At 65.1% G+C, this 22,736-nt stretch carries 23 protein-coding genes and 2 pseudogenes; 10 read left to right on the top strand and 15 right to left on the bottom strand.

What is annotated here, in order from left to right:
• Window positions 1-6: 6 nt before the first annotated feature.
• Window positions 7-606 (top strand): exonuclease domain-containing protein, encoded by a 600-nt coding sequence (locus ON32_RS02065; RefSeq protein ID WP_040788262.1) that lies wholly within the window; start codon window positions 7-9, stop codon window positions 604-606.
• A 43-nt stretch (window positions 607-649) separates the two neighbouring features.
• On the opposite strand, the gene ON32_RS02060 is transcribed toward ON32_RS02065, so the two are convergent.
• The 4 genes from ON32_RS02060 to ON32_RS02055 are packed head-to-tail and all read right to left on the bottom strand — an operon-like array spanning window position 650 to window position 1,411.
• Window positions 650-868 (bottom strand): hypothetical protein, encoded by a 219-nt coding sequence (locus tag ON32_RS02060; RefSeq protein WP_040788261.1) that lies wholly within the window; start codon window positions 866-868, stop codon window positions 650-652.
• Window positions 865-1,023 carry a hypothetical protein gene (locus ON32_RS28630; RefSeq protein WP_157224043.1) on the bottom strand — a complete coding sequence of 53 codons (159 nt, stop codon included), beginning with the start codon at window positions 1,021-1,023 and terminating at the stop codon, window positions 865-867. Before ON32_RS28630 ends, ON32_RS02060 begins: the two co-directional genes overlap by 4 nt.
• Window positions 1,023-1,193 carry a hypothetical protein gene (locus tag ON32_RS28625; protein ID WP_157224042.1) on the bottom strand — a complete coding sequence of 57 codons (171 nt, stop codon included), beginning with the start codon at window positions 1,191-1,193 and terminating at the stop codon, window positions 1,023-1,025. Before ON32_RS28625 ends, ON32_RS28630 begins: the two co-directional genes overlap by 1 nt.
• Window positions 1,190-1,411, bottom strand: a complete 222-nt coding sequence (locus ON32_RS02055; protein ID WP_040788260.1) for a hypothetical protein — start codon at window positions 1,409-1,411, stop codon at window positions 1,190-1,192. The genes ON32_RS28625 and ON32_RS02055 overlap by 4 nt, the downstream gene beginning before the upstream one ends.
• Window positions 1,412-1,573: 162 nt before the next feature.
• Between ON32_RS02055 and ON32_RS02050 the strand changes: the two genes are divergently transcribed.
• The 3 genes from ON32_RS02050 to ON32_RS02040 all read left to right on the top strand — a co-directional run bounded on the left by ON32_RS02050 (window position 1,574) and on the right by ON32_RS02040 (window position 6,239).
• A complete protein-coding gene (locus ON32_RS02050; RefSeq protein ID WP_040788259.1) occupies window positions 1,574-2,785 on the top strand; it encodes a helix-turn-helix domain-containing protein in 1,212 nt (403 codons plus the stop codon).
• A 24-nt stretch (window positions 2,786-2,809) separates the two neighbouring features.
• Complete coding sequence (locus ON32_RS02045) at window positions 2,810-4,003, top strand: helix-turn-helix domain-containing protein (RefSeq protein ID WP_040788257.1); 1,194 nt, start codon at window positions 2,810-2,812, stop codon at window positions 4,001-4,003.
• A 253-nt stretch (window positions 4,004-4,256) separates the two neighbouring features.
• A complete protein-coding gene (locus ON32_RS02040; protein WP_040788255.1) occupies window positions 4,257-6,239 on the top strand; it encodes an NACHT domain-containing protein in 1,983 nt (660 codons plus the stop codon).
• Window positions 6,240-6,589: 350 nt separating this feature from the next.
• Here the strand turns inward: ON32_RS02040 and ON32_RS02030 are convergent, their stop codons facing one another.
• The 5 genes and pseudogenes from ON32_RS02030 to ON32_RS02005 all read right to left on the bottom strand — a co-directional run bounded on the left by ON32_RS02030 (window position 6,590) and on the right by ON32_RS02005 (window position 10,898).
• Window positions 6,590-6,832, bottom strand: a complete 243-nt coding sequence (locus ON32_RS02030; protein WP_040788312.1) for a hypothetical protein — start codon at window positions 6,830-6,832, stop codon at window positions 6,590-6,592.
• 26 nt (window positions 6,833-6,858) lie between these two features.
• Window positions 6,859-7,986 carry a helix-turn-helix transcriptional regulator gene (locus ON32_RS02025; protein ID WP_040788253.1) on the bottom strand — a complete coding sequence of 376 codons (1,128 nt, stop codon included), beginning with the start codon at window positions 7,984-7,986 and terminating at the stop codon, window positions 6,859-6,861.
• Window positions 7,987-8,676: 690 nt separating this feature from the next.
• Window positions 8,677-9,075, bottom strand: a complete 399-nt coding sequence (locus ON32_RS02015; protein WP_157224040.1) for a hypothetical protein — start codon at window positions 9,073-9,075, stop codon at window positions 8,677-8,679.
• Window positions 9,075-9,386: pseudogene (locus ON32_RS02010) on the bottom strand (NB-ARC domain-containing protein); the annotation flags it as partial. The pseudogene ON32_RS02010 and the gene ON32_RS02015, both read right to left, overlap by 1 nt.
• Window positions 9,387-9,626: 240 nt before the next feature.
• On the bottom strand, window positions 9,627-10,898 hold the full coding sequence (locus tag ON32_RS02005) for a cytochrome P450 (protein WP_040788248.1): 1,272 nt from the start codon (window positions 10,896-10,898) through the stop codon (window positions 9,627-9,629).
• A gap of 144 nt (window positions 10,899-11,042) precedes the next feature.
• Here ON32_RS02005 and ON32_RS02000 point away from each other — a divergent pair, with 144 nt between their 5' ends.
• Complete coding sequence (locus tag ON32_RS02000) at window positions 11,043-12,206, top strand: steroid 3-ketoacyl-CoA thiolase (protein WP_040788247.1); 1,164 nt, start codon at window positions 11,043-11,045, stop codon at window positions 12,204-12,206.
• A gap of 362 nt (window positions 12,207-12,568) precedes the next feature.
• Window positions 12,569-12,984 (top strand): annotated as a pseudogene (locus ON32_RS01995) (helix-turn-helix domain-containing protein).
• A gap of 284 nt (window positions 12,985-13,268) precedes the next feature.
• On the opposite strand, the gene ON32_RS01990 reads toward ON32_RS01995, so the two are convergent.
• Together ON32_RS01990 and ON32_RS01985 are read right to left on the bottom strand one after the other, a co-directional pair.
• Window positions 13,269-14,180 carry an SDR family oxidoreductase gene (locus ON32_RS01990; protein WP_040788246.1) on the bottom strand — a complete coding sequence of 304 codons (912 nt, stop codon included), beginning with the start codon at window positions 14,178-14,180 and terminating at the stop codon, window positions 13,269-13,271.
• 26 nt (window positions 14,181-14,206) lie between these two features.
• Entirely contained in the window at window positions 14,207-15,013 is an 807-nt protein-coding gene (locus tag ON32_RS01985; RefSeq protein ID WP_040788244.1) for an SDR family oxidoreductase, read from the bottom strand.
• 58 nt (window positions 15,014-15,071) lie between these two features.
• Here ON32_RS01985 and ON32_RS01980 point away from each other — a divergent pair, with 58 nt between their 5' ends.
• Genes ON32_RS01980 through ON32_RS01965 form a run of 4 tightly spaced genes read left to right on the top strand, consistent with a single transcriptional unit; the run spans window position 15,072 to window position 18,572 of the window.
• Window positions 15,072-15,836 (top strand): enoyl-CoA hydratase family protein, encoded by a 765-nt coding sequence (locus ON32_RS01980; protein WP_040788311.1) that lies wholly within the window; start codon window positions 15,072-15,074, stop codon window positions 15,834-15,836.
• Window positions 15,837-15,853: 17 nt separating this feature from the next.
• A complete protein-coding gene (locus tag ON32_RS01975) occupies window positions 15,854-16,732 on the top strand; it encodes a CoA transferase subunit A (RefSeq protein ID WP_085995105.1) in 879 nt (292 codons plus the stop codon).
• Entirely contained in the window at window positions 16,729-17,487 is a 759-nt protein-coding gene (locus tag ON32_RS01970; protein ID WP_040788242.1) for a CoA-transferase subunit beta, read from the top strand. The genes ON32_RS01975 and ON32_RS01970 overlap by 4 nt, the downstream gene beginning before the upstream one ends.
• Window positions 17,484-18,572: an NAD(P)H-dependent flavin oxidoreductase gene (locus tag ON32_RS01965; RefSeq protein WP_040788241.1), complete on the top strand. Its 1,089-nt coding sequence runs from the start codon at window positions 17,484-17,486 to the stop codon at window positions 18,570-18,572. The genes ON32_RS01970 and ON32_RS01965 overlap by 4 nt, the downstream gene beginning before the upstream one ends.
• Window positions 18,573-18,713: 141 nt before the next feature.
• On the opposite strand, the gene ON32_RS01960 is transcribed toward ON32_RS01965, so the two are convergent.
• The 4 genes from ON32_RS01960 to ON32_RS01945 form a co-directional block, all read right to left on the bottom strand.
• Window positions 18,714-19,682, bottom strand: a complete 969-nt coding sequence (locus ON32_RS01960) for a YwqG family protein (protein WP_051132766.1) — start codon at window positions 19,680-19,682, stop codon at window positions 18,714-18,716.
• Window positions 19,683-20,119: 437 nt separating this feature from the next.
• The gene (locus ON32_RS01955) at window positions 20,120-21,274 is read right to left on the bottom strand and encodes an acetyl-CoA C-acetyltransferase (RefSeq protein ID WP_040788307.1); all 1,155 of its coding nucleotides are present in this window, start codon (window positions 21,272-21,274) and stop codon (window positions 20,120-20,122) included.
• 44 nt (window positions 21,275-21,318) lie between these two features.
• The gene (locus ON32_RS01950; RefSeq protein ID WP_040788240.1) at window positions 21,319-21,930 is read right to left on the bottom strand and encodes a TetR/AcrR family transcriptional regulator; all 612 of its coding nucleotides are present in this window, start codon (window positions 21,928-21,930) and stop codon (window positions 21,319-21,321) included.
• 68 nt (window positions 21,931-21,998) lie between these two features.
• Window positions 21,999-22,727, bottom strand: a complete 729-nt coding sequence (locus tag ON32_RS01945) for a hypothetical protein (protein ID WP_245550757.1) — start codon at window positions 22,725-22,727, stop codon at window positions 21,999-22,001.
• Window positions 22,728-22,736: the final 9 nt, after the last annotated feature.

The following is a 22,736-nucleotide window of genomic DNA, read 5'->3' as shown; positions in this document are numbered from 1 at the left end:
CCCACGATGACCAGCAGTCTGAACTTCGCCGCCTTCGACGTCGAAACCGCCAACCCCAAGTACGGCAGTATCTGCGCGATCGGAATCGCCGTTGTCCGCGACGGAGTGCGCGTCGAAACCCGGACGTGGCTGTGCAGGCCCCCGGAGCCGGTGAACAGCTTCCACCCCAGGAACGTCGGCATTCACGGCATCACCGCCGATATGGTGGCCGGCCAACCGAGCTTCGCCCGGCAACTCGAGGCGGCGCTCGCCGTGATCGACGGACTCCCGGTCGTCGCGCACAACGCCGACTTCGATATGAACGCGCTGACCCAGGCCTGCGGCCACAGCGGAGTGCCCGTCCCGACATGGTCCTACGGCTGCACCCGCCGCTGGGCCGAGCGGCACCTGCCGCAGCTGCGCCGATACCGATTGCCGGATGTGAGCACCGCCCTCGGTGTCCGCCTCGCCACCCATCACCAGGCCGGAGCCGACGCCGCCGCGGCCGCCGATATCGCCGTCGCCATCGCGACCCGAGTCGGCGCCCACGACCTCGAGGCACTCGCGAAAGCCACCGGCACCCGTCTCGGCTCGCTGTCCCCCACCGGTTACCAGCGCTGCCGGTAACCGCCGGCGAGGCCGGGAACGGCCGACCACCGATTTCGTCGGGTCAGTCGTGCTCGTCCCGGTCTCTGGTAGCGTCGCGGGCTCGATCACGAAATGTCTCGTCGTAGACGGCCAACAATGGCTCACAACCATGGGTCTGCTGTTCGTCGGGTTCGGGCGGCTCCGGCGGATAGTCGATAGGGAAACCGTCGAGACCGATACGGCAGACCATGCCGTCGCTCGAAATCAGAATGCCGAGGTAGGGATCGCTGAGCTCGTTCACGGCGCCTCCGAGACGACATGGTCCCCGGACGCATCCTCCACTGCGCGCAAGTGTTCGGCGATCCGGACCAACATGGCGGTGTGCGGCACATCCGCCAGAAACGACTTCCGCCCCTTGACCTGCTCGTCCAGTGGTCTCCGTTGCGGAAGCGCCATCACATCACCTCCGACGTGTAGGCCAACCCGACGAGGAAACGACGGCAACCATGCCCGGCATGGAAGGTGAGCATGAACCGCGCATGCTCGATACCGGTCGGCGCGGCGAGGTCGTCGCACTTCTCCATACGCCACCGATTGACCAACTCGGCGGGCACTACACCGCTCATCGCGTCCTGCCCGTATCGGGAACGATCCGCCCGACCGCGACGAGCGCATCCCAGGCGGCCTGCTTCCGAGCGCATTCCAACCCACAGTCCTTATGGGTTTGCATAACGGCATGAGCCTGAGCGGTGGCGAACGGCTCATCGGGTGCTTCGTGGGGCCATCCCGGCGCCCATATACCCGAACGCATCTCGGCGGCGGGATCGGTGTTGATCTCAGACATGGATACCTCGGCTTGTGTAGTGGTTGTGGTGGTGACCGATCCCGCGCCGGTGCCAAGGATCAATCGGCGGGGATGATGTACGTAGGTTCGTTCGACGTTCACCAGTGAGGGGACAAGACTTTTGGCACCATGGTGTTAGGGGATAACGCCAGGATGTGATGTATGGGTACCAAGCAGAAGATCAACGGCGTGGGGGCGCGCGTAGCCGAAGAACGCAAGCTCGCCGGCTTGACTCAGGCGCGATTGGCCGCCAAGGCCAATGTCTCTACCTCATTGGTCAAAGCCGTGGAGCAAGGGCGTGCTCCGGCATCTCCGGCGTTCGTGAGCGCATGTGCCCGCGCACTGAAGGTCGGTATCGCGGACTTACTGGATCAGCCATACCCGAGGGAAACTCGGGACGAGAAAATGGCGCATTCGGGCATCCCCGATATCCGACGAGAGATGGCCGTGTACCGACTTCCCCCGGATGATGTCCCACCCCGGTCGATCGACGATCTGGTCAAAGATGTGGCACGCGCGTCGAAGCTGCGGCACATGGTGAAGCTGCATGAGTTGGGCACACTGCTGCCCTCGCTGCTTCATGACCTGAGAGTGGCGTGGCACTCCGCTCAGGGATCGGAGCAGGAACGCATTTTCGGTCTGCTCGCGGAGACGTATGCGGCGACCTCTCAGATCGTCTACAAACTCGGCTATACCGACCTCGCATCGCTGGCGGTGGACCGCTATGAATGGGCTGCCGCACAGTCGGGTGACAAATTGGCAGTGCTGGCCGGTGACTACCAGCGTGCGGGGGAAATGATCTGCGCCGCCGACTGGGCCGGGGCGGAGCGCTTCCTGGAAGGCAGCCGCCGGCAGATCGAAGCGGACCTCGGCAGGGGCGATCCGCCCACGCTCGCGATGTGGGGGAACCTGCATCTCAAGTCCGGTTTGGCAGCCGCGCGTGCCGGCCGCAAAGACACTGCTGACGCCCACCTGACCGAGGCGAGGGAGACCGCACAGCGAATCGGTTACGACCGAGACGATTACCGGCTGTGCTTCGGGCCGACGAACGTAGCCATCTGGTCTGTGGGGTTGGCGGTTGAAGCCCTCGACGGCACCACTGCGATAAAGCGAGCCGAAACAGTGCGGTTGCCGAGCGGCACCCCGCGTGAGCGAGCCGGGCATCACTACATCGATCTGGCGCGAGCTTTCTTGTTGCACGGGGATCGGGAGGGCGCGTTCGGCGCGTTGCAGACAGCGCGGCGGATCGCGCCGACGCAGACCCGATACCACCCCATGGTGCACGAGACGGTGCGCGCGTTGGCTCGGGTGGAAGCTCGATCCAGGGAGACTTTGCGCGGATTCGCGGCATGGTGCGGAATCAGCCAGGTATAGCAAGGGCTCACCGGGGGATCAGCTATGGAACAGGACACCCTCGGCCGGCGGATTCGTTGTTACCGAGGCAAGAGGCTGACACAGAAGCAACTGGCCGAACAGGCCGGAGTCAGCCTGGATCTCATCAAGAAACTGGAGCGTGGAGTCCGAACGGGCGCGAGTATCGCCGGCCTGCAGAAGATCGCCCGTGCTCTGGACATCGACATCGCCGACCTGGTCGGGAAGCGGTACGGAATTCCGTCCGAGGACCCGGAGGCGGGTGTGGTCGCGATTCGCCGCGCCCTGACCAGTGTCGACGACCTCATAGAGGTCGACTTCGACGAAGAGTCCGTCGTCTCGCTGAAGCAGGCTCAGCGCGCGGTCGACTATGCGTGGGGCGCGTATTGGGGCGGCCGGTACGAGGTATTGACCTCGGTCCTCCCGCCGGGAATCTCGCAGCTTCGGGCGACTGCGCATGCCGCTCAGGCCGAGGCAGTCGCTCCGGCGCACGAGTTGCTGGCGCGCATGTACTGGGTAACCGGGTGCACGCTCGTTCATCTTGGACAGACGGACCCTGCGTTCACAGCGATTCGGGCGGCACTCGGGGCGGCCGAACGCGGTAACGACCCGCTGCTGGCAGCAACGCTGCGTGGATCAGTGGCGTGGCAACTGCTCGTCCAAGGCCGCTATGAGGAGTCGCACAAGGTAGCGTTGAAGGCGGCCGCGGATGTGGAGCCGGTCGGGAACGCATCGAATGCGGAACTGTCGGTGCACGGGTCGCTGGTGTTGCAGGGTGCGACAGCGACGGGACGTGCCCAGAAACCGGTAGAAGCTCTGGACCTGGCCGCGATCGCCGGGGAGGTGGCCGGTCGGATCGGGATGGACACCAAGGACTACGAGTGCAACTTCGGTCCGTCGCAGGTGGTGATGCAGAGCGTCGATATCAACGTCTCGAGCGAGCGGTACCCGGAGGCGTTGAAGGCGGCGAAGGAGATGCCGAATCACGGCAGCGGTCTTACGCAGGTGAGCCAGGCCCGGCATTTGCTGGATCAGGCAGCGGCGTTGACGCGCACCGGCCGGCATCAGCGGGCGCTGGACATGCTGCTCACCGCCGAACGTGTCGGTGGCGCCGAGTGGGTGCGCTATCAGACCTTGCTGAAGCAGGTGGTCGGTGAATTGTTGGAGAAAGACAGGCAGAGCAGCCTGCGTGCTTTCGCGGAGCGTGTCGGAGTGCGCTGATACGAAGATGATGGACTGACCGACGGCTCCGATTACCCTTCGGCCCAGCCGTCATGATGTTATTCACCGACGATGCGGCCAGCGTCACCGCCGAAGTGGGTTGATCCTCTCCGCTTCGGGAAACGGACGAACTCGGTATCGAAGCGGAGGAACACCCCCACGCCGTGTTCGCTCGCCGAGTGGGGCATGGATGTGCTCTGCCGAAACCAGGTGCCTAAACCCGTTCGCCGGCAAGCTATAACGCGTGTCTGGTATGGAAATCGGGTGGGCGTTCCGGCTGTTGGCGGCACTGTTCAGACCGCTGGTGGAGCTCTACCGATGGTGGCGACCGAACACCGACAGAATGCCACTCGCGGTCCTGGCCGACCGGCTGGCAGGGCAGGTCGAGCAGGAAGAGGCGCGTCTGCGGCGGGAATTACGGGCCGGGGCCAGTTCGTTGGCGCATGTCGAATTCCGCGCCGCACCGCAACCACATCGACCCGATGAGGTACTCGATTCGGCCACGGTCAAGGAGATCGGCGACTACTTCGATCTGCTGGAGCGGCCACACCGGCGCCGATTGGTCGTGCTCGGCGTCCCGGGTAGCGGCAAAACCGTGGCCGCGACGTATCTGGTGTCGAGGCTGCTGGCCCTACGCTGGGATCTGGCCGACGCCCGCCGCGCCGAGGAACCGGTGCCGGTACGGGTCAACGCCGCGGGCTGGGACGGCGAATATGAATTCTCCCGGTGGCTGGCCACTCGCCTCGGTTACGACTATTCGTTGCGCCCCAACGTCGCTCGGATAATGGTCGACCGCGGCCTGGTCCTTCCCGTGATCGACGGTCTCGACGAAATGGACACCCCGGAGGGTGCGGGATCGCGGGCCCGTGCCTTGCTGGGCCTGCTCAATCGCGGTCTGTGGCGTGACCGACCCGTAGTCGTCCTTTGCCGCACCGATGAGTTCGAGCACCTGATGCGTCTGGGTGAAGACCACGGCCTGCACGGCGCCACCATCGTCACCCTGCAACCCCTGCTCCCGAATCAGATCAGCGAATACCTCACCACCTATCGACACGACATCGGCACCACGCACTCCGCCTGGACCGACCTCACCACCCATATTCGCGATCATCCCGACGGGCCCCTGGCCACCGCCCTACGGACACCCTGGCTTCTCGGCCTCACCGCCACCACCCTGCGCCACACCCCCACCCTCGCCGGCCGGCTCGTCGACTGTCCCGACCCCGATGCCGTCCGCGATCTGCTGTTCACCGTCCAGATCCCCGCCGCTGTCGCCGCGACCGACGATATCGAGGAGTACCGCGACTACACCGGTGACAATGTCGAGAAATGGCTGCGGTCACTGGCCCGCTGCCTCCAACACCGCCGCGACACCGGTCGAGACGGCACCGCCATCCGGCTCGACGAAATCTGGGAGATCGCGGATACCACCCGCGTTCGCGTTCTGCACGGACTCGCGGTCGGGATGGTGACCACGCTCATGTTCGAGCTTGCGGTCGGGCTCACTCTCCGCCGCACGGACGCGCCCGCATTCGCGCTGGTGTTCGGGTTGATGGCCGGGTACACGACCTGGAACACCTCGTTCCCCGAAGCGAATCAGGTGGCATGGCGGGTGCCCGCTCGGTCTCGATGGTGGCGGGGGTTCACGACCGGGCTCACAACCGGGGTCGGCACCGTGCTCATGATCGGGGTCTGGGTCCTGGTCGGGGCCATACCCGTGGCCGCCCTCGCACCCGCACTGGCGGCCGGGTGCACGCTCGGACCCGTGGTTGGGATGTTGGTCGGGTTGAGCGCGGACACGGAAGAGCAGCTGGCTCTCGTGGTCGATGAGCGGCGACTCATTCGTGAGGATATCCAGGCCGCGGCCTTGAGCGGTGTTCTGCTCGCGCCCGCCGTCTCGCTCGTGGGCGGACTCGCGTTCAATTTCGCGGAGGGGTTCGCCGCCGAGTTCGCGGTCGTCCTCACGTTCGGGCTCTCGTTCGGGGCGGCGGCCGGACTCGCCACCGGGCTGGTAATCGGACTCGCGGCGGGCCGCTTCTATATCGCGGTGCTCATTTTCCGATTCACGAGACAATTCTCGAAGCGACCCATCGTGTTCCTCGAGTGGGCTCGGCGCAGCGGTCTGCTCCGTATCAACGGCACTGCCTACCAATTTCGGCACGAAACCTACCGGCAGTGGATCCAGCGCTCTCGGCCCATACCGGATCACACGCCCTCACCGACGGATACGGTGTAGATCGGTACATCCGGAGGTTGGAGTGGAGATCTCTTCCCCTACCGAGAGGACCGGGGCCGGTAGCGTGCTCGGGCTGCGCCCCTTCATGCGTGCGATCTCGACGCGGTCGGCGTCATCGGCGGAGCGGGTTGATCCAGCCACTCGTCCACATATGATCGCGCTTCGCGACCTGTCATCGGCGCGGTGAAAATCTTCGGATGTGTGACGCTTTGGACGAAACCGATCAGGCTGTGCCATGGAAACCCGACCCGCACATCACCGTTCATCGCGTCCTCGAGCCAGGCGTGCGCCACCTCATGGTGCGGACTTGCTTTCGTCGACCGCGTAGAGCAGCACGTTGACGTCGACGATCATGACTGCCCCGGATACGGCTCGTCGAGCAGGTCCAGGACTTCCGAGTTACGGGAGAGATTCACCCGCGCGCCCAATGGGCGGGCCCGTTGCCGATAGGACCGTCGCGGAGCCTCGGGGCGGTAATGGATCCCCGCCCGCGCCAGTTCGTTGATCGCCTCGCCGAGACCCAAACCCCGTTCGCGGCGTAACCGTTCGGCGGCGGCCAGAACGTCGCTGTCGAGTTGGATGGTGATGCGCATACCACCATGCTCCATAACTTTCGAGTTCACCCTCGCCGTGACCGGTACTGCTGCTCCCCGCTGTGACGCTGCCGATGCTCCATTCGGGGTCGAACCTCGTCGATCATGCCCGCCGGAACAAACGGGACGATGTCCTTTCGGGACGTGACCATCAGTTTGTGAAAGATGCCGGCCATCTGCGCGTCGACGATCCGACACGAACTCCCCCGGCGTACCGCGATGGCGGTGTTCGTCAATCCCGCCGCGGCGAATACCGCCACCTCCTGCTCCGCCCGGGCCAGTTCGTTCCAACGGTGTCGGGTACCGGTGCGGGCGTTACCACCGGTCACCGGCCTGCCCATGCTCAGTGTTCCCAATGCCAGACGCTGCACCTCGCCCTTTTCGGGGCGTAGGGCGGCACCCTCTTTCTCCATGGCAGCGAACGCGTCGGTTCCCAGGACACCGCGGGCGATCTCGATGGCCTTGTCGGTTTCGTCGGCGAAGGGCCCCAGCTCTTCGATATTCGTTCCCACCTCGGCCCGCAGCGTCTTGGCTCCGCCCACAAGCCGAGCCGTCTCGGTGGCCAGGGCGATGAGCCTGCTCTTGTCGGTGCCGCCGGCGATCGAGTCGGCGATGATCCGCGCCAACGACCAACATCGAATATGCACCGCCAAGGCCGCGCCCCAGTGGTCGCGCACGGCGACCAGTTGTGTCAACGCCGCATGCCCCACCGATAACGCCGTGGTCGGATCACCGTGTTTGGTCAGCGCGAGGGCCCAGATCATCTCCGCCCAGGATTTCAGCCACAGCGCCCCGGCCGCGGCGAAGTCGTCGACGTTACGCCGCGCGAGCGTCAATGCCTGTTCCACCGTTCCGAAGAAGCCGGCGGCCATGGCCTCGAGCAGTCGACCCATCGCCTCGCTGCCGCGGTCGAGGGACTTCTCGCGGGCACGCGCCAATACGGTGATGGAGGCCGGATCGCGGTGCATCACCATCAGTTCCTGGCCCCAGACGAATTCGAGCGGGGCGGGCAGGCCGTGGTCGACGTGGGGGTTGCGGCGCCAGTTCCGCCATATCTCCGGATCGTCCGTGTAGGCGACGATGCAGTCCTGGAGTACCCGTTCGGTGTCGGCGCGTTGCCCCTGCCACAGGGTCAACCATCCGACCAAGGCCATCGCCACGATGTGGAGTTCGGTCGGCCGTGTCGCCGGAGTGCGGCTCGCCTCCAGAGTTCGTTCTGCCCATTGCCGAGTTTCCCGCAACGATCCGTTGAACCACGGCGCGCAACGCCATCAGCCCTACCGAGATCTCCACACCGAGCGCCGATTCATCCGGTGTGGTGAGACTTCCCTCGATGGCGACCAGGATGTCGTCCCACGAGGCGCGCACCCATTCCAGTTGCTCCAGCTCCATCGGGCCGTACCGGGTGGCATACGCCTGTAAGACCTTGTCTCGGTAATGCCGCCGATGCCGCCGGGCCATCCGCGCCGGTTCGTCCACCTCGTCGGTCGAGTATTTCCGCAATTGCTGACGGGCGAATATGCGGATCGTTTCCAGCAGCGAATACCGCACGCTGGTCTCGGTCATGTGCTGGGACACCAACGACTGGTCCACGAGTCGTTCGAGCAACCCCCCCGATCTCTTCTTTCGCCACGCTCACCACGGCGTCCCCGACGCGCTCCGCGTCGCGGGCGCAGATGGCTTCGATGGCTTCCAGGTCGGCGCCCACATCGAATCCGCAGTGGTCGCCGTTGTCCGGACTCGACTCGTACCCGCGCGAATCACGCACCATCCGTAGGATTTCGGAGCCCGCGGCGAACACCGACATTCGCGCCGGCAACAAGCGTTCCTTGTCCGTGCACAGGTCATAGTGTCTCCGTTCCCACCCGCCACGCCCGGGGCCACCACATCCGCTTATCGCTCGCGCCGCCGTTCAACTCCTGGAGGATGGCATCCAGCGGCCGGCGGCGCAGCCGTGCGGCGGCGAGCCGGATGTAGAGCGGATTGTTGTGCATATGACGGCAGATCCGCTCGGCCGTCGCGATCCGGTTCTTTCCGATCACGGGATGACCGGTGAGCTCCGCGCGCTTTCGGAACAGAGTCAAGGCCTGGTGCGGCGACAGCGGAGGAACCTCCACGAGATGTTCGTCGACCCATCCCACCGGTTCGCGGCTGGTGGCCAGAACCACCAGGCCGGGTACCGCCTCCAGCAACGACACGATGAGCGAGGCGGCGTCGGCGAGCACGTGCTCACAGTTGTCCATCACCACCACGGTCGGCAGGTCGCGCCCCTCGCGTCCTTGCCGGTGAGCTTGTCGACAAGGGTGTCCCATATCGATCGCCCCGAGAAATCGGAGTCGAGCACGGCGTGGGCCACCGCTTCCTCCACCGCGGTGCGGCCGGCCCCCTTGGACAGTCTCGCCAACCGCACCCAGCGCACCGGAGTCTGGGTGGCCTTGTGGAATTGGCTCACCGCTTCGGCCGCGAGCCGGGTTTTCCCGATACCGCCCATGCCGATCAGGGTGATCAGCCGGGCCGAACCCAGCAGGGTTCTTATTCGTTCCAGCTCCGGGTCTCTACCGACAAAGCCATCCGCGGTGTGCGGAAATCATGGCGAAATTGTCGGCCCTTACTCGACATGGGACCCGAGTGTAGTCGTCCGACATACGGATTTCGGCGGGTTCGCGACATTGTCGATCCGTGCGACGGCGCCGATCCGAGCGCTTCTGCCGATCCGAGCCGAACAATGTTACGGCGCCTCCGACGAGGTGGTTCGATCGCTCGTCGGAGGCGCCGTATTGTCGGATCCAGCTGCTCAGCTCACCTTTGCGCCGGTCACCGGGCAGGTCTTGTAGTCGACCGGGAACTCCTTGATGCCATTGAGCCAACCCGAGCGCAGTCGCTTGGGGTCACCGATCTTGGTGATATCGGGCAGATGGTCGGCAATGGCGTTGAAGATCAGGTCGATCTCGAGACGGGCCAGGTTGGCGCCGATGCAGTAGTGGGCACCGGTGCCGCCGAAGGCGACATGCGGGTTGTCCTTGCGCATGATGTCGAACTTCTCCGGGTGCTCGAAGACGTCCTCGTCGAAGTTCGCCGAACGGTACAGCAGGACCACCCGCTGGCCCTTCTTGATCTGGACGCCGCCCAGTTCGGTGTCCTGGAGGGCGGTGCGCTGGAAGGAGGTGACCGGGGTGGCCCACCGGATGATCTCGTCCACGGCGGTGGCGGGGCGTTCCTTCTTGTACAGCTCCCACTGGTCGGGGTTTTCCAGGAAGGCGATCATGCCGTGGGTGATGGCGTTGCGGGTGGTCTCGTTACCCGCCACGGCCAGCAGGATGACGAAGAAACCGAACTCTTCCGGGCTCAGTTTGTCGCCGTCGACATCGGCCTCGATCAGGGTGGTGACGATATCGTCGGCCGGGCACGCCTTGCGGTTCTCGGCCATGACGTACGAGTAGCCCAGCAGTTCGGTGGAGGCATTGACCGGGTCGATATCGATATCGGGGTCGTCGTAGCCGGTCATCTCGTTCGACCAGGTGAACACCTTCATCCGGTCTTCTTGCGGGATGCCGATCAGTTCGGCGATGGCCTGTAGGGGCAGTTCGCAGGCGATCTGGGTGACGAAATCACCCGAGCCCGATTCGGCCGCGGCCTTCACGATCGATTCGGCGCGGGCGGACAGTTCGGCGCGCAGCGCGTTGATCGCCCGCGGGGTGAAACCGCGGGAGATGATCTTGCGCATACGGGTGTGCTCGGGGGGATCCATATTGAGCAGGACGAAACGCTGAAGTTCGATCTGTTCGCGCTGGATATCGTCGTTGAAGCGGGGGATGGCGGTGTTTTCGAAGGTGGAGAACACATCGCTGCGCCGGGAGACCTCTTTGACGTCGGCGTGCCTGCTCACCACCCAGAAACCGTCGTCGGGGAAACCGCCGACCTCGGGGGACTTCGGGTTCCACCAGATCGGCGCGGTCCGGCGCAGCTCAGCGAACTCTTCAACCGGAACCCGCTGGGCGTAGATGTCGGGGTCCGTGACGTCGAACCCGTCCGGCAGGTTCGGCCGGGCATTCACCGTATCTACCACCAGTTGTCTCCTTCGACATAACTGAAACACGTTCTACAATCATTGAAGCACAGGCGGGAGTATGAGGAAAGAAACCGGATAGATCCCGCCTGTGACAAGTGCGCGAACACGTTACAGTTTCTGTCCCCCGAGGAAAGGTTGGAGATGGGCACACCCGTTATCGTCGAGGCCGCTCGCACCCCCATCGGCAAGCGCAACGGATGGCTGTCGGGCCTCCACGCCGCCGAGATCCTGGGCCTGGCCCAGCGCGGCCTGCTCGACCGCGCCCATCTCGATCCGGGACAGGTCGAACAGGTCATCGGCGGCTGCGTCACCCAGGCCGGCGAACAGTCCAACAACATCACCCGCACCGCCTGGCTACATGCCGGGTTGCCCTGGGAAGTGGGCTGCACGACCATCGACGCCCAGTGCGGTTCGGCCCAGCAGGCAAACCACCTCATCGCCGGACTCATTGCCACCGGCGCCATCGATATCGGCGTGGCATGCGGTGTCGAGGCCATGAGCCGAGTCCCGTTGGGGGCCAATGTCGGTGACCATGCCGGACCGCGCCGACCGGCGTCCTGGAATATCGATATGCCGAATCAGTTCGAGGCGGCCGAGCGAATCGCCAAGCGACGTGGGATAACTCGCGAGGATGTGGACGCATTCGGTGTCCGCTCACAGCAATTGGCGGCGCAGGCCTGGGCCGAGGGGCGGTTCGAGCGTGAGGTGCTGACGGTGACCGCTCCGGCGGTCGACAAGGAAGGTAACCCCACCGGGGAGAAAATCGACGTCACCCGCGATCAGGGTCTGCGCGAGACCAGCCTGGAGAGCCTGGCCAAGCTGAAGCCGGTACTCGAGGGCGGCGTCCACACCGCGGGCACCTCGTCGCAGATATCCGATGGCGCCGCGGCGGTGCTGCTCATGGACGAGAAGGCCGCCCAGCGCGCGGGTTTGCGCCCCCGGGCACGTATACGCACCCAGTGCCTGGTGGGCGCGGAACCGGAATTCCATCTCGACGGCCCGGTTCAGGCGTGCACCCGACTGCTCGAACGTTCCGGTATGAGCATGAACGATATCGATATTTTCGAGATCAATGAGGCGTTCGCCTCCGTAGCACTGTCCTGGGCCCAGGTCCACGAGCCCGATATGGACCGGGTGAACGTCAACGGTGGCGCCATTGCACTCGGACATCCGGTGGGCTCCACCGGTTCTCGGCTCATCACCACCGCCCTGCACGAACTGGAACGCTCCGACCGCACCACCGCAATGGTTCTCATGTGCGCCGGCGGTGCACTCGCCACCGGAACGATCATCGAACGTCTATAGGGCTTACACCGCAATTGACCATTGGGTTGAACGTTCATCCCAGCACGGGGAAAAACGTGTCGCACACCACACAATGAGCGATACAGGCCTTCGGCGGAGATACCAGCTATCCGAGGGCTACCCGAGGCCCGTCCGGGAAGACCCCCGCGACGGGCCATAACCCGGCGGTACCGCGCGTACACAATACCCCCTCGGGCAACCCGCAAACGCAACGCTGCCGAGCCCTTCTCCGGATGCGCGCCTGGAAGTTTCAAGGAAATCCTGAATCAGGCGTAGGTTTTCAGTTACTGAGCCGCTAATATCAATGATAGGTATCCGAGATAACGACTGTAAGTCCAGTGAAGGGAATTGGGCGGCTCACAATGGCTGATTTCGCGGCGCGGCTCAACAAGCTGTTCGAAACCGTGCATCCCCCGGGCGTAAGCCGCATACCAACGCCGAGGTCGCGGCCGCACTCACAGCGTCCGGACATCCAATCTCCAAGCCCTACCTATCGCAGTTGAGGTCGGGACAGCGGACGAATCCGTCGGACGAGACCGTCGCCGCACTGGCGAAGTTCTTCAAGGTGAAGCCCGACTACTTCTTCAACGACATCTACGCCGCGAAGATCGACCACGATCTCGAGCTATTGTCGCAGCTGCAGGGCTACGGACTGCGTCGACTGTCCAGCCGGGCATTCGACCTTTCCGAAGAATCCCAGAATCTACTCACCTCCATGGCGGAGAAACTGCGGGCGAGCGAAGGTCTGCCCGAAATTCCTCCGGACGGGACCGAATAGATTCCCGTCAATACGGTGCGATCCGCGCGGATCGCACCGTATTGCATCACCTCGCACCCACCGGCCCCTCGGACGGGTTACACCACAATTGACCACCCGAGAGGCGAGTTCTCCAGTCATACGTAGCGCACGGATACCGAACCGACCCGCCGAACCGGCGGGTCGGTTGTTTTTCACGAATCACAGTGACGTAATGGAGGGGTATCCGAGGGATAACTCCGATTATGGCACCCTGGTGGCTATCACCGCGCCACCGAACAGGTCCGCTACCCTTCGGCGTACCGCTACGCCCCGTAGACGGGTTCCGGCGGCGCCGCCTTGGCGAGCAGATCGGTGATCACCGGGCCGAGTTCGGCGGGATCCCACCGAGCGCCCCGGTCGACCGGCACACCATGGCGCCAACCATCGGCGACCGCGATCTTTCCACCCTCCACCTCGAACATTCGACCGGTCACACCCGCCGACTCCGAGCTGCCGAGCCACACCACCAGCGGCGAAATATTTTCCGGCGCCATGGCGTCGAAACCCTCCTCCGGTTTGGCCATCATGTCGGCGAACACGGTTTCGGTCATCCGGGTACGCGCCGAAGGCGCGATGGCATTCACCGTCACCCCGTATCGGGCGAATTCGGCGGCAGCGGTGAGGGTCAGGCCCGCGATACCCGCTTTGGCGGCGCCGTAGTTGCTCTGTCCGACACTGCCCTGCAGACCCGCACCGGAACTGGTGTTGATCACCCGGGCATCCACCGGCCGCCCGGCCTTGGACTCGGCGCGCCAGTAGGCGATGGCATGACGCATGGTGGCGAAATGGCCCTTGAGATGCACCCGGATCACCGAATCCCATTCCTCTTCGCTGAGATTGGCGAGCATTCGGTCGCGGACGAACCCGGCATTGTTGACCAGAACGTCCAATCCACCGAAGGTGTCCACGGCCTGTTGGATCAGCCGCTGGGCACCTGCCCAGTCCGCCACATCGTCCCCATTGGCCACCGCCTGCCCGCCGGCTGCCCGAATCTGTGCGACCACCTGTTCGGCGGGGGTTTCATCGGTGGCGGCCCCATCCAAGGCCGTGCCGATATCGTTGACGACCACATTCGCGCCCTGTGCCGCGAAGGCGAGCGCATGCGCCCGGCCGATTCCCCGCCCCGCTCCGGTGATGATGACGGTGCGTCCGGCGCAGATGCCCTCGGTTGCCATGTCGTTCCTCTCGTCGATACTGGATATCAGTTGGCCGGCTGCGACGCCGGGTTGCCGGAATGGGATGCCGTGGCCACGGAGAGGAAGGCCGGCGGTTCGCCGCCGCCGTGGACCTGCAAGGTCGCGCCACTGATATAGGAGGCCAGCGGAGACATCAAGAAGGCGGCGGCATGACCGACGTCCTCCGGGCGCGCGAGCCTGCCCAGTGGAATGGTCCGCCCCACCGCGGCCACCCCTGCGGCATCGCCATAGTGCAGTTCGCTCAACTCGGTTTCCACCGCGCCGACCACCAGGGAGTTGACCCGCACCCGGGGCGCCCACTCCACTGCCAGCGAAACGGTCAGGGCGTCCACCCCGGCCTTGGCGGCGCCGTAAGCGGCGGTCCCCGGTGACGGGCGATGGCCGCTGAGGCTGGAGATATTGACGATCGAACCGCCCTCGTCCTGCCGCTGCATCACCGCATTGGCGGCCTGCGATACGTGCAGGGCAGCGAGCAGATTCAGTTCGACGATCTTGGTGTGGAACTTGGGGCTGGCATCGGCAGCCAGGGCGTACGGCGCCCCGCCGGCATTGTTGACCAGGTGATCCAGCCGGCCGTAGCGCTGCACGATCGTCTCGATCAGCTGCTGCACCGCCTCGCCGTCGCGCACATCGCACGGTAGGAAGTCGATACCACGTCCCGCCGCTTCCACCACCTGCTCCGCCGGTCGACGCGCGCAGGCCACAACGGTGGCCCCGGCGGTCAGCAGGACCCGGCTTATCCCCGCACCGACGCCGCGGACGCCGCCGGTTACCAGAACGACGCGATCGGACAGGTCGATTTCGAGTGTCACCGTGCTAACCTACCAAGCAATTGCTTGCTTAGCCAAGATGCTCGAGATGGGATACGCGATGGGGATCTCTCGCCGTTCGGAGACCACCGGCGTCGCCGTAGTCACGGTCGACTATCCGCCGGTCAACGCCATACCGTCGGATGGCTGGTTCGCCATCGCCGACGAAATCCGCGACGCCGGGCGCGACCCCGACACCCGCGTAGTGGTGCTGCGCGCCGAGAACCGCGGGTTCAACGCGGGGGTGGATATCAAGGAAATCCAACGCAAGCCCGGTCACCAGGCGCTGATCGACGCCAACCACGGCTGCTTCGAGGCCTTCGCCGCCGTCTACGACTGCCCGGTTCCGGTGATCGCGGCGGTGCAGGGGTTCTGCCTGGGCGGCGGAATCGGCCTGGTCGGCAACGCGGACATCATCATCGCCTCGGAGGACGCGACCTTCGGCCTGCCCGAGGTCGACCGGGGAGCGCTCGGCGCGGCCACCCACCTGGCCCGGCTGGTACCGCAACACCTGATGCGGGCGCTGTTCTTCACCGCGAACACCGCCACCGCCCAGCAGCTGCACCACTACGGATCGGTGCTGCGTGTGGTGCCGCGCGCCGAACTCGACGCCGCGGCCCTGGAGGTCGCCAAGGAGATCGCCGCCAAGGACGGCCGGGTCATCCGCGCCGCCAAACGGGCCCTCAACGGTATCGACCTCCAGGACGTGCACCGTAGCTACCGCTACGAGCAGGGCTTCACCTTCGAACTGAACCTGGCCGGGGTCGCCGACGAGATCCGGGAACGTTTCGACGAAGACCTGGCCGCACGCAAGGAGAACAAGTGACGTCGGAGCGGAAAACCATGCGGGACAAACGGATGACGCTCGACCAGGTGGTGGGCGAGCTGCACAGCGGAATGACGATCGGCATCGGCGGTTGGGGGTCCCGACGCAAGCCGATGGCGCTGGTGCGGGCACTACTGCGTTCGGATATCACCGATCTGACCATCGTTACCTACGGCGGTCCGGACCTGGGACTGCTGTGCTCGGCCGGGAAGGTGCGCAAGGTCTACTACGGTTTCGTCTCCCTGGACTCGCCGCCGTTCTACGATCCCTGGTTCGCCCGGGCCCGTACCTCGGGACAGATCGTGGCCCGGGAAATGGACGAGGGCATGCTCAAATGCGGTTTGGAGGCCGCTGCGGCGCGATTGCCGTTCCTGCCGATCCGGGCCGGACTGGGTTCGGATGTACCCAATTTCTGGGAGGGTGAGCTGAAGACGGTCACCTCCCCCTATCCGGGACCGGACGGTCGGCCGGAAACCTTGATCGCCATGCCGGCACTGAACCTCGACGCCGCCCTGGTGCATCTGAATATCGGCGACGCGCACGGCAATGCGGCGTATCAGGGGGTCGACCCGTATATGGACGACCTGTTCTGCCTGGCCGCCGAGAAACGCTACGTCTCGGTCGAACGCGTGGTGGAGACCGAGGAACTGGTGAAAACCGTTCCTCCACAGGCACTTCTGCTCAACCGCATGATGGTCGACGGTGTGGTGGAGGCCCCGGGCGGCGCGCATTTCACCCTCGCCGGCGAAAGCTACGGACGGGACGAGAAATTCCAGCGCCACTATGCGGCGGCCGCCGGTTCACCGGAGAGCTGGCAGGAATTCGTCGACACCTATCTACGCGGCTCCGAGGCCGACTACCAGGCCGCCGTCGCCCGTTTCGAGGAGGCACAATGAGCACCGAGACCATCGCCCGGGCCGAGGTGTGCGTCGTCGCCTGCGCGGACATCTTCCGCGGCGCCGGGGAAATCATGGCAAGTCCCATGTCGCCGATGTCGCAGCTCGGCGCGCGACTGGCGAAACTGACCACCGAACCCGACCTGCTGCTGTCCGATGGGGAGGCGCTGCTGTTGGCCGAGACTCCCCCACTGGGCGGTAAGGCCCCCATCGAAGGCTGGATTCCGTTCCGGAAGGTCTTCGACGTGGTGGCCTCCGGCCGACGGCACGTGGTGATGGGCGCCAACCAGATCGACCGCTACGGCAACCAGAACCTGTCCGCCTTCGGGCCACTCCAGCAGCCGACCCGACAGATGTTCGGGGTGCGCGGGGCGCCGGGAAACACCATCAACCATCCCACCAGCTACTGGGTGGCACGGCACAGTCGTCGGGTGTTCTGCGAGAAGGTGGATATCGTCTGTGGGGTCGGTTACGACAAGATCGACCCGAACAATCCCGCCTTCCGGTTCCTGAACATCCACCGGGTGGTGACCAACCTGGGGGTTTTCGATTTCGAAGGACCGAACCACACCATGCGGGCCCGCAGCCTGCACCCCGGTGTGACGGCCGCGGAGGTCGCCGAGAACACCTCGTTCGAGATCGCCGGACTGGACGAGGCCGGCGAAACCCGTCTGCCCACCGAGGAGGAACTGCGCCTCATCCGTGAGGTGCTCGACCCGAAGAAGGTGCGGGAAAAGGAGGTGCCCACATCATGACCGCACAATTGCGTACCGCGCTGACCGACCTGGTGGGTATCGAACACCCGATCGTGCAGACCGGTATGGGCTGGGTGGCCGGCCCCGGCCTGGTCTCGGCCACCTCCAACGCCGGCGGCCTCGGCATCCTCGCCTCCGCGACCATGACGTTCGAGGAGCTGGAAGCCGCCATCGCCAAAACCAAGGCGCAGACCGACAAACCGTTCGGAGTGAACATCCGTGCCGACGCCTCGGACGCCGGTGCGCGCATCGACCTGATCATCCGGGAGGAGGTCGCGGTCGCCTCGTTCGCCCTGGCCCCGAAGAAGGAACTCATCGCCAAGCTGAAAGACGCGGGCGTAGTGGTGATTCCGTCCATCGGCGCCGCGAAGCACGCGGTGAAGGTGGCGTCCTGGGGCGCCGATGCGGTGATCGTGCAGGGCGGCGAAGGCGGCGGACACACCGGACCCGTCGCCACCACCCTGCTGCTGCCCTCGGTACTGGACGCGGTGGATATCCCCGTGGTCGCCGCCGGTGGTTTCTTCGACGGTCGTGGCCTGGCCGCCGCCCTCGCCTACGGCGCGGCCGGTATCGCCATGGGCACCCGGTTCCTGCTCACTCGGGAAAGCAGCGTCCCCGATGCGGTGAAACAGGAATACCTGCACCGCGGCCTACAGGACACCGTTGTCTCTACCAAGGTCGACGGTATGCCGCACCGGGTGCTGAACACCGAACTCGTGCAGCGCCTGGAACATTCGGGCCGAATCCGCGGACTCGCCGCTGCCATCGGCAATGCCGCCCGGTTCAAGGGCATGACCGGTATGAAATGGTCGACCATGGTGCGCGACGGTCTGGCCATGCGCAAGGCCAAGGATCTCACCTGGTCGCAGGTCATCATGGCGGCCAATACCCCGATGCTGTTGCGGGCCGGATTGGTGGAGGGCAATACCGAGGCGGGGGTGCTCGCCGCCGGACAGGTCACCGGCATCCTCGACGACCTGCCCACCTGCCAGGAGCTCATCGACCGTATCGTCACCGATGCGGTCGCACGCATCGATACGATCGCCGCACTATCCCATGGCGGGACAGCCGTTTCGGAACACTGACGAGCACTGCTCGAAAGACACGGGAAGGTTGCATTCACCGCGACGGCCGGGACCATGGCGCCTTCGTCATCTCCCTCGACCATGGTCCGGCTCATCGCATGCTCGAGTGGCAGGTCGAACGGGCATATGCGGTGGACCACCTCACTGAATGGTGAAACGCGGCGCGTGTTGAGGATCGGTTCGACAGGTGAAGATCGTCATTGCCGCATAGCGGCCGTGAACCAGCCCTGTCGGTTCACACTCCGGTTCTGCGTCCCTTGACGCGGTTCCCGAATCCACCACCGGCTTCCACCGTGGACCCGAACCGCCGTCCCACTCACAGCTGTCCAGTTTCAGCAGTTCCCTTGTCTCGCCACCACAGTCGAGACACGGCACGTCATACATATCGGTCGCGTGCCACGAGGTCCAACCGCCGACCTTGCAGCCGGGAGCCACCGACAACAGGTATTGATAGCAGCTGCACCCGTATTCCTCGACTTGCTCTTCGTCGTATCCCTCGTCGTGAGGGGTGGTCGGGAAATGGGCGATCTCCCACTGACGAAGTCGTTCTTGCAGCTCCGGCGGATACACCTCGTCACAGGGGTACTCGACGACCCGCTCGGGATGCAGCGAACACGGGTGTGGCAGGTATATCCTGTCGGAGATCCGCCGAGGAGTAGGGGGCGAATCCAGCAGCGCGACACCAGGCTCGGTATGCCGCCACACAAGCCGGACCATGGGCCCCCCAAAATCGAACTGGTCGTGTTCGTCGGGGCACCACAACACCTGCAATACATCGGTGTCATCGGGGTAATCGATTTCGGGAAAGTCGCGGCGCCACAGCTGCGCGATGGGAACCAGGGGGTTCGGTTCCTCGGCTTCGGTCGGCCCCATTCTCATGCCGTGCCGTCCATCGGGTCTCACGACCGGCACCCATGCCAGGTACGGCTCGGTGCAGGTGGGCCACGGCTCATTCGCCGGCCACCACAGCGGGCCACCGATATGACTGTCCGATACCCCGGGCCGCCTCTTCTTCGGGTGCAGACGGACCGTGGTACGGGTGTAGGCGGCAAGCTCCGGCACTTCCGCGGCGAGATCCACCGGCGGCGCAGGCGTCGTGTAACGCAACATTCGCGTCCCTCGTCCGAGAACAGTTCGGTCAGAGACCATCTGACACCTGCCGCACCGTCGAAGGGAAGTCCTCTCGCCATCGACGACGGGAGTTCACCACATCTTTTACCGGTTGTTGATTCGGACTGTGTTCACAAGCCGGTTTCCCATACTTCGTCGAGGAACTCCAGTCAAGCCCGCTGCGAGGTCACACCGGCTGTCGTCCTCGGTTGTCGGTCGACGACTGCGATAACCGCCGGTCTTCATCCGTCGCCGGGTGTATTCGGTCCGCGGTTTCCGGAACAGGCCTCGCGACGACTCGGCCATGCTCGGCGATCTCCGGCATCTCCCCGGATTTCACGCGCGATGTATCGACTCGTGTGACGGCCGAGTTCTCGCATACCGACCTTCATGTACGAAGGCTGCCGTAAATGTCCTGACGACCGTTGCGTTGCGGCTCAGTGGTCCAGGCGTTCGACAATGGTCGCGTTGGCGGTGCCACCGCCCTCGCAGATGGTGAGCAAACCGTACCGTCCGTTGCGCCGCTCGAGTTCGTTGAGCAGCGTGGCGAACAGTTTGGCCCCGGTGGCGCCGAGCGGGTGACCGAGCGCGATCGCACCGCCGTTGACATTCACCTTCTCCGGGTCGGCGCCGGTTTCCTTCAACCAGGCCAACACCACGGAGGCGAAGGCCTCGTTGATCTCGATCAGGTCGATGTCATCGATGGTCAGCCCGGTCTTCTCCAAGGCCCACTTGGTGGCCGGGATGGGCGCGGTGAGCATGTACAGCGGATCGGCGCCACGGGCGCTGACATGGATGATGCGGGCGCGCGGGGTGAGCCCGTATTCCTGTACGGCCCATTCGGAGGCGAGCAGGGTGGCGGAGGCGCCGTCGGATATCTGGGAGGCGACCGCGGCGGTGAGCGGGCTGCCCTCCTCGAGAGGTTTCAGCGCGGCCATCTTCTCCAGACTGGTTTCGCGCGGGCCCTCGTCGATCCAGAAATCGCCGACCGGGACGATCTCGTTGTCGAACCGTCCCTCCTTGATGGCGGCCCGGGCGCGTTCATGGCTGCGCAGCGCCCACCGCTCCATATCCTCGCGGCCGATCCCCCATTTCTCGGCGATCATCGCCGCGCCGCGAAACTGCGAGACCTCACCGGTGCCGTAGCGGTGGTCCCAGCCCTTCGCTCCGACGAAGGGGGAGTCGAAACCGTACTCCTTACCGGCCAACATGGCAGCCGAGATGGGGATGGCGCTCATGTTCTGCACCCCGCCCGCGACGATCACCTCGGCGGTGCCGCTCATAATCGCCTGGGCTCCGAAATTGATGGCCTGCTGGCTGGAACCGCACTGCCGGTCCACCGTGACACCGGGCACCTCTTCCGGATATCCGGCGACCAGCCAGGCGGTGCGGCCGATATTGCCGGCCTGCGGGCCGATATTGTCCACGCAGCCGACGATCACATCGTCGACGTGCGACGGGTCGATCGGGGAACGGTCGAGCAGGCCCCGCAGGGCGGCGGCGCCGAGATCGGCGGGGTGGACCTGGGCCAACGCGCCACCGCGCTTACCGACGGGGGTGCGTACCGCGTCGATCACATACGCCTCGCGCAGCGGGGCGTAGGGGCGTCGGGAGGCGGAGGTAGCCATGGTGTCTCCTAATCGGTGTGCCCGGGCACGGTGAGCCCGTCGAGCACGATGGTGAGGTACTGCTTGGCGAGGGTGTCGACGGTGAGGTCGCCACCCCCGGGCCGATACCAGCGCACGGCCACCCAGACGGTGTCGCGCAGGAATCGGTAGGCCAGGTCGATATCCAGTTCGGGACGGAAGCTGCCGTCGCGCACGCCGGCACTGAGGACGCGCCGCCACAGCTCCCGGAATTCCCGGTTGTAGTCGTCGATATAGGCGAATCGTTCGACGGTGCGCAGCCGTTTGGCCTCGGCCTGGTAGATGGCCACCGCGGCATGTGAACGGTCGAATGCCTCGTAGGAGGCCAGAACCAGGGCCTCGAGAGTGGCGCGGGAGCTCATTCCCGCGGCGGCGATCTCCCGGTAGCGTCCGAACAGCCGGTCGAGGAATCCGCGCAGGATCTCGTCGACCATCGCTTCCTTGGAATCGAAGTGATGATAGAGACTCCCGGAGAGAATTCCGGCCGCATCGGCGATATCCCGCACGGTGGTGGCGCGGACACCGCGCTCGGCGAACAGGTCGGCTGCCAGTGTGAGCAGTTCGGTGCGCCGGGCTGATTTCGAGGGCTCGGATGCGGACACTCCGACATAATACAACCAAGCACTTGCTTGGTACAGTCGGCTTTCCTCGGTCACCGACCCCGGGGCGGTCAGCGCCGCGAATACCGTAAGGGCGAGGCCACGGACAGATCCGCCAGCAACCGATCACAGATCACCAGCGGTGACACCCCGGCCCGCATCATGCGCATGATCAATGCGAGACGACGTTCGCAGGAATCCCACTCCACCACGAGCGGTTCACGGCCGGGACCGGCATCCACGGTCGCCAATACCCGGGGTGGACCGTGCCGGCGCGGCTCCTCGGTCAACTTCAGCAGCATGCCGCGCTGCCAGGCGTGATAGGTGTCCATATCGGCATCACTCGCCAGCTTGTCGGTGACGGCGCCGAGCGCGTGGGCCACCTCGTCGGTAAAGCTCACCCGGTCGAGCCGACATCGGCGACAGCGCTGCACCACCTCCTGAAGATCGGCGCGCACCTCGTAGAGCAGTTCGAGCCGGCGCCGGCGGGACTCGTCCTCGACGGTGCTGCCGCAGTAGCCGGCGATTCGGCGTATCCGCTCCCGGTCGCGGAGCATATCGGCGCGCAGGGCGCCGTGCGGGTCACGCGCGATCTCGGTCTCGTCGACGCTGTGCCGGGCCAACAGTTGAACGGCCCGTTCGATCGCGGCATGTTCGGAGTCCAGCCGCAACAGTTCGCTGCCGAACTCCAGGGCGGCCAGAACCAGCGCCTCCTGTCGACGCCGGGCCAGGACGATATCGCGGACGAGTTCCAGCTCGGGTGGGCTGTCGAATTGTCGCGGCTCCGGCTCCATAGCCATCGCCCCCTT

Origin of the sequence: Nocardia paucivorans NBRC 100373 (genome assembly GCF_000308675.1) — a bacterium.
GTDB classification, from domain to species: domain Bacteria; phylum Actinomycetota; class Actinomycetes; order Mycobacteriales; family Mycobacteriaceae; genus Nocardia; species Nocardia paucivorans.
Note: the sequence above shows the minus strand (reverse complement) of the source record. Positions and strands in the feature narration are given on the sequence as shown.

Excerpts from the sequence above, each read along its gene's own strand:
- ON32_RS02065 (WP_040788262.1), top strand. The coding sequence starts at position 7 with ATGACCAGCAGTCTGAACTTCGCCGCCTTCGACGTCGAAACCGCCAAC.
- ON32_RS28630 (WP_157224043.1), bottom strand. The coding sequence starts at position 1,023 with ATGGCGCTTCCGCAACGGAGACCACTGGACGAGCAGGTCAAGGGGCGG.
- ON32_RS28625 (WP_157224042.1), bottom strand. The coding sequence starts at position 1,193 with ATGAGCGGTGTAGTGCCCGCCGAGTTGGTCAATCGGTGGCGTATGGAG.
- ON32_RS02055 (WP_040788260.1), bottom strand. The coding sequence starts at position 1,411 with ATGTCTGAGATCAACACCGATCCCGCCGCCGAGATGCGTTCGGGTATA.
- ON32_RS02050 (WP_040788259.1), top strand. The coding sequence starts at position 1,574 with ATGGGTACCAAGCAGAAGATCAACGGCGTGGGGGCGCGCGTAGCCGAA.
- ON32_RS02045 (WP_040788257.1), top strand. The coding sequence starts at position 2,810 with ATGGAACAGGACACCCTCGGCCGGCGGATTCGTTGTTACCGAGGCAAG.
- ON32_RS02040 (WP_040788255.1), top strand. The coding sequence starts at position 4,257 with ATGGAAATCGGGTGGGCGTTCCGGCTGTTGGCGGCACTGTTCAGACCG.
- ON32_RS02030 (WP_040788312.1), bottom strand. The coding sequence starts at position 6,832 with ATGCGCATCACCATCCAACTCGACAGCGACGTTCTGGCCGCCGCCGAA.
- ON32_RS02025 (WP_040788253.1), bottom strand. The coding sequence starts at position 7,986 with ATGGCCTTGGTCGGATGGTTGACCCTGTGGCAGGGGCAACGCGCCGAC.
- ON32_RS02015 (WP_157224040.1), bottom strand. The coding sequence starts at position 9,075 with ATGGACAACTGTGAGCACGTGCTCGCCGACGCCGCCTCGCTCATCGTG.
- ON32_RS02000 (WP_040788247.1), top strand. The coding sequence starts at position 11,043 with ATGGGCACACCCGTTATCGTCGAGGCCGCTCGCACCCCCATCGGCAAG.
- ON32_RS01990 (WP_040788246.1), bottom strand. The coding sequence starts at position 14,180 with ATGGCAACCGAGGGCATCTGCGCCGGACGCACCGTCATCATCACCGGA.
- ON32_RS01980 (WP_040788311.1), top strand. The coding sequence starts at position 15,072 with ATGGGGATCTCTCGCCGTTCGGAGACCACCGGCGTCGCCGTAGTCACG.
- ON32_RS01975 (WP_085995105.1), top strand. The coding sequence starts at position 15,854 with ATGCGGGACAAACGGATGACGCTCGACCAGGTGGTGGGCGAGCTGCAC.
- ON32_RS01970 (WP_040788242.1), top strand. The coding sequence starts at position 16,729 with ATGAGCACCGAGACCATCGCCCGGGCCGAGGTGTGCGTCGTCGCCTGC.
- ON32_RS01965 (WP_040788241.1), top strand. The coding sequence starts at position 17,484 with ATGACCGCACAATTGCGTACCGCGCTGACCGACCTGGTGGGTATCGAA.
- ON32_RS01960 (WP_051132766.1), bottom strand. The coding sequence starts at position 19,682 with ATGTTGCGTTACACGACGCCTGCGCCGCCGGTGGATCTCGCCGCGGAA.
- ON32_RS01945 (WP_245550757.1), bottom strand. The coding sequence starts at position 22,727 with ATGGCTATGGAGCCGGAGCCGCGACAATTCGACAGCCCACCCGAGCTG.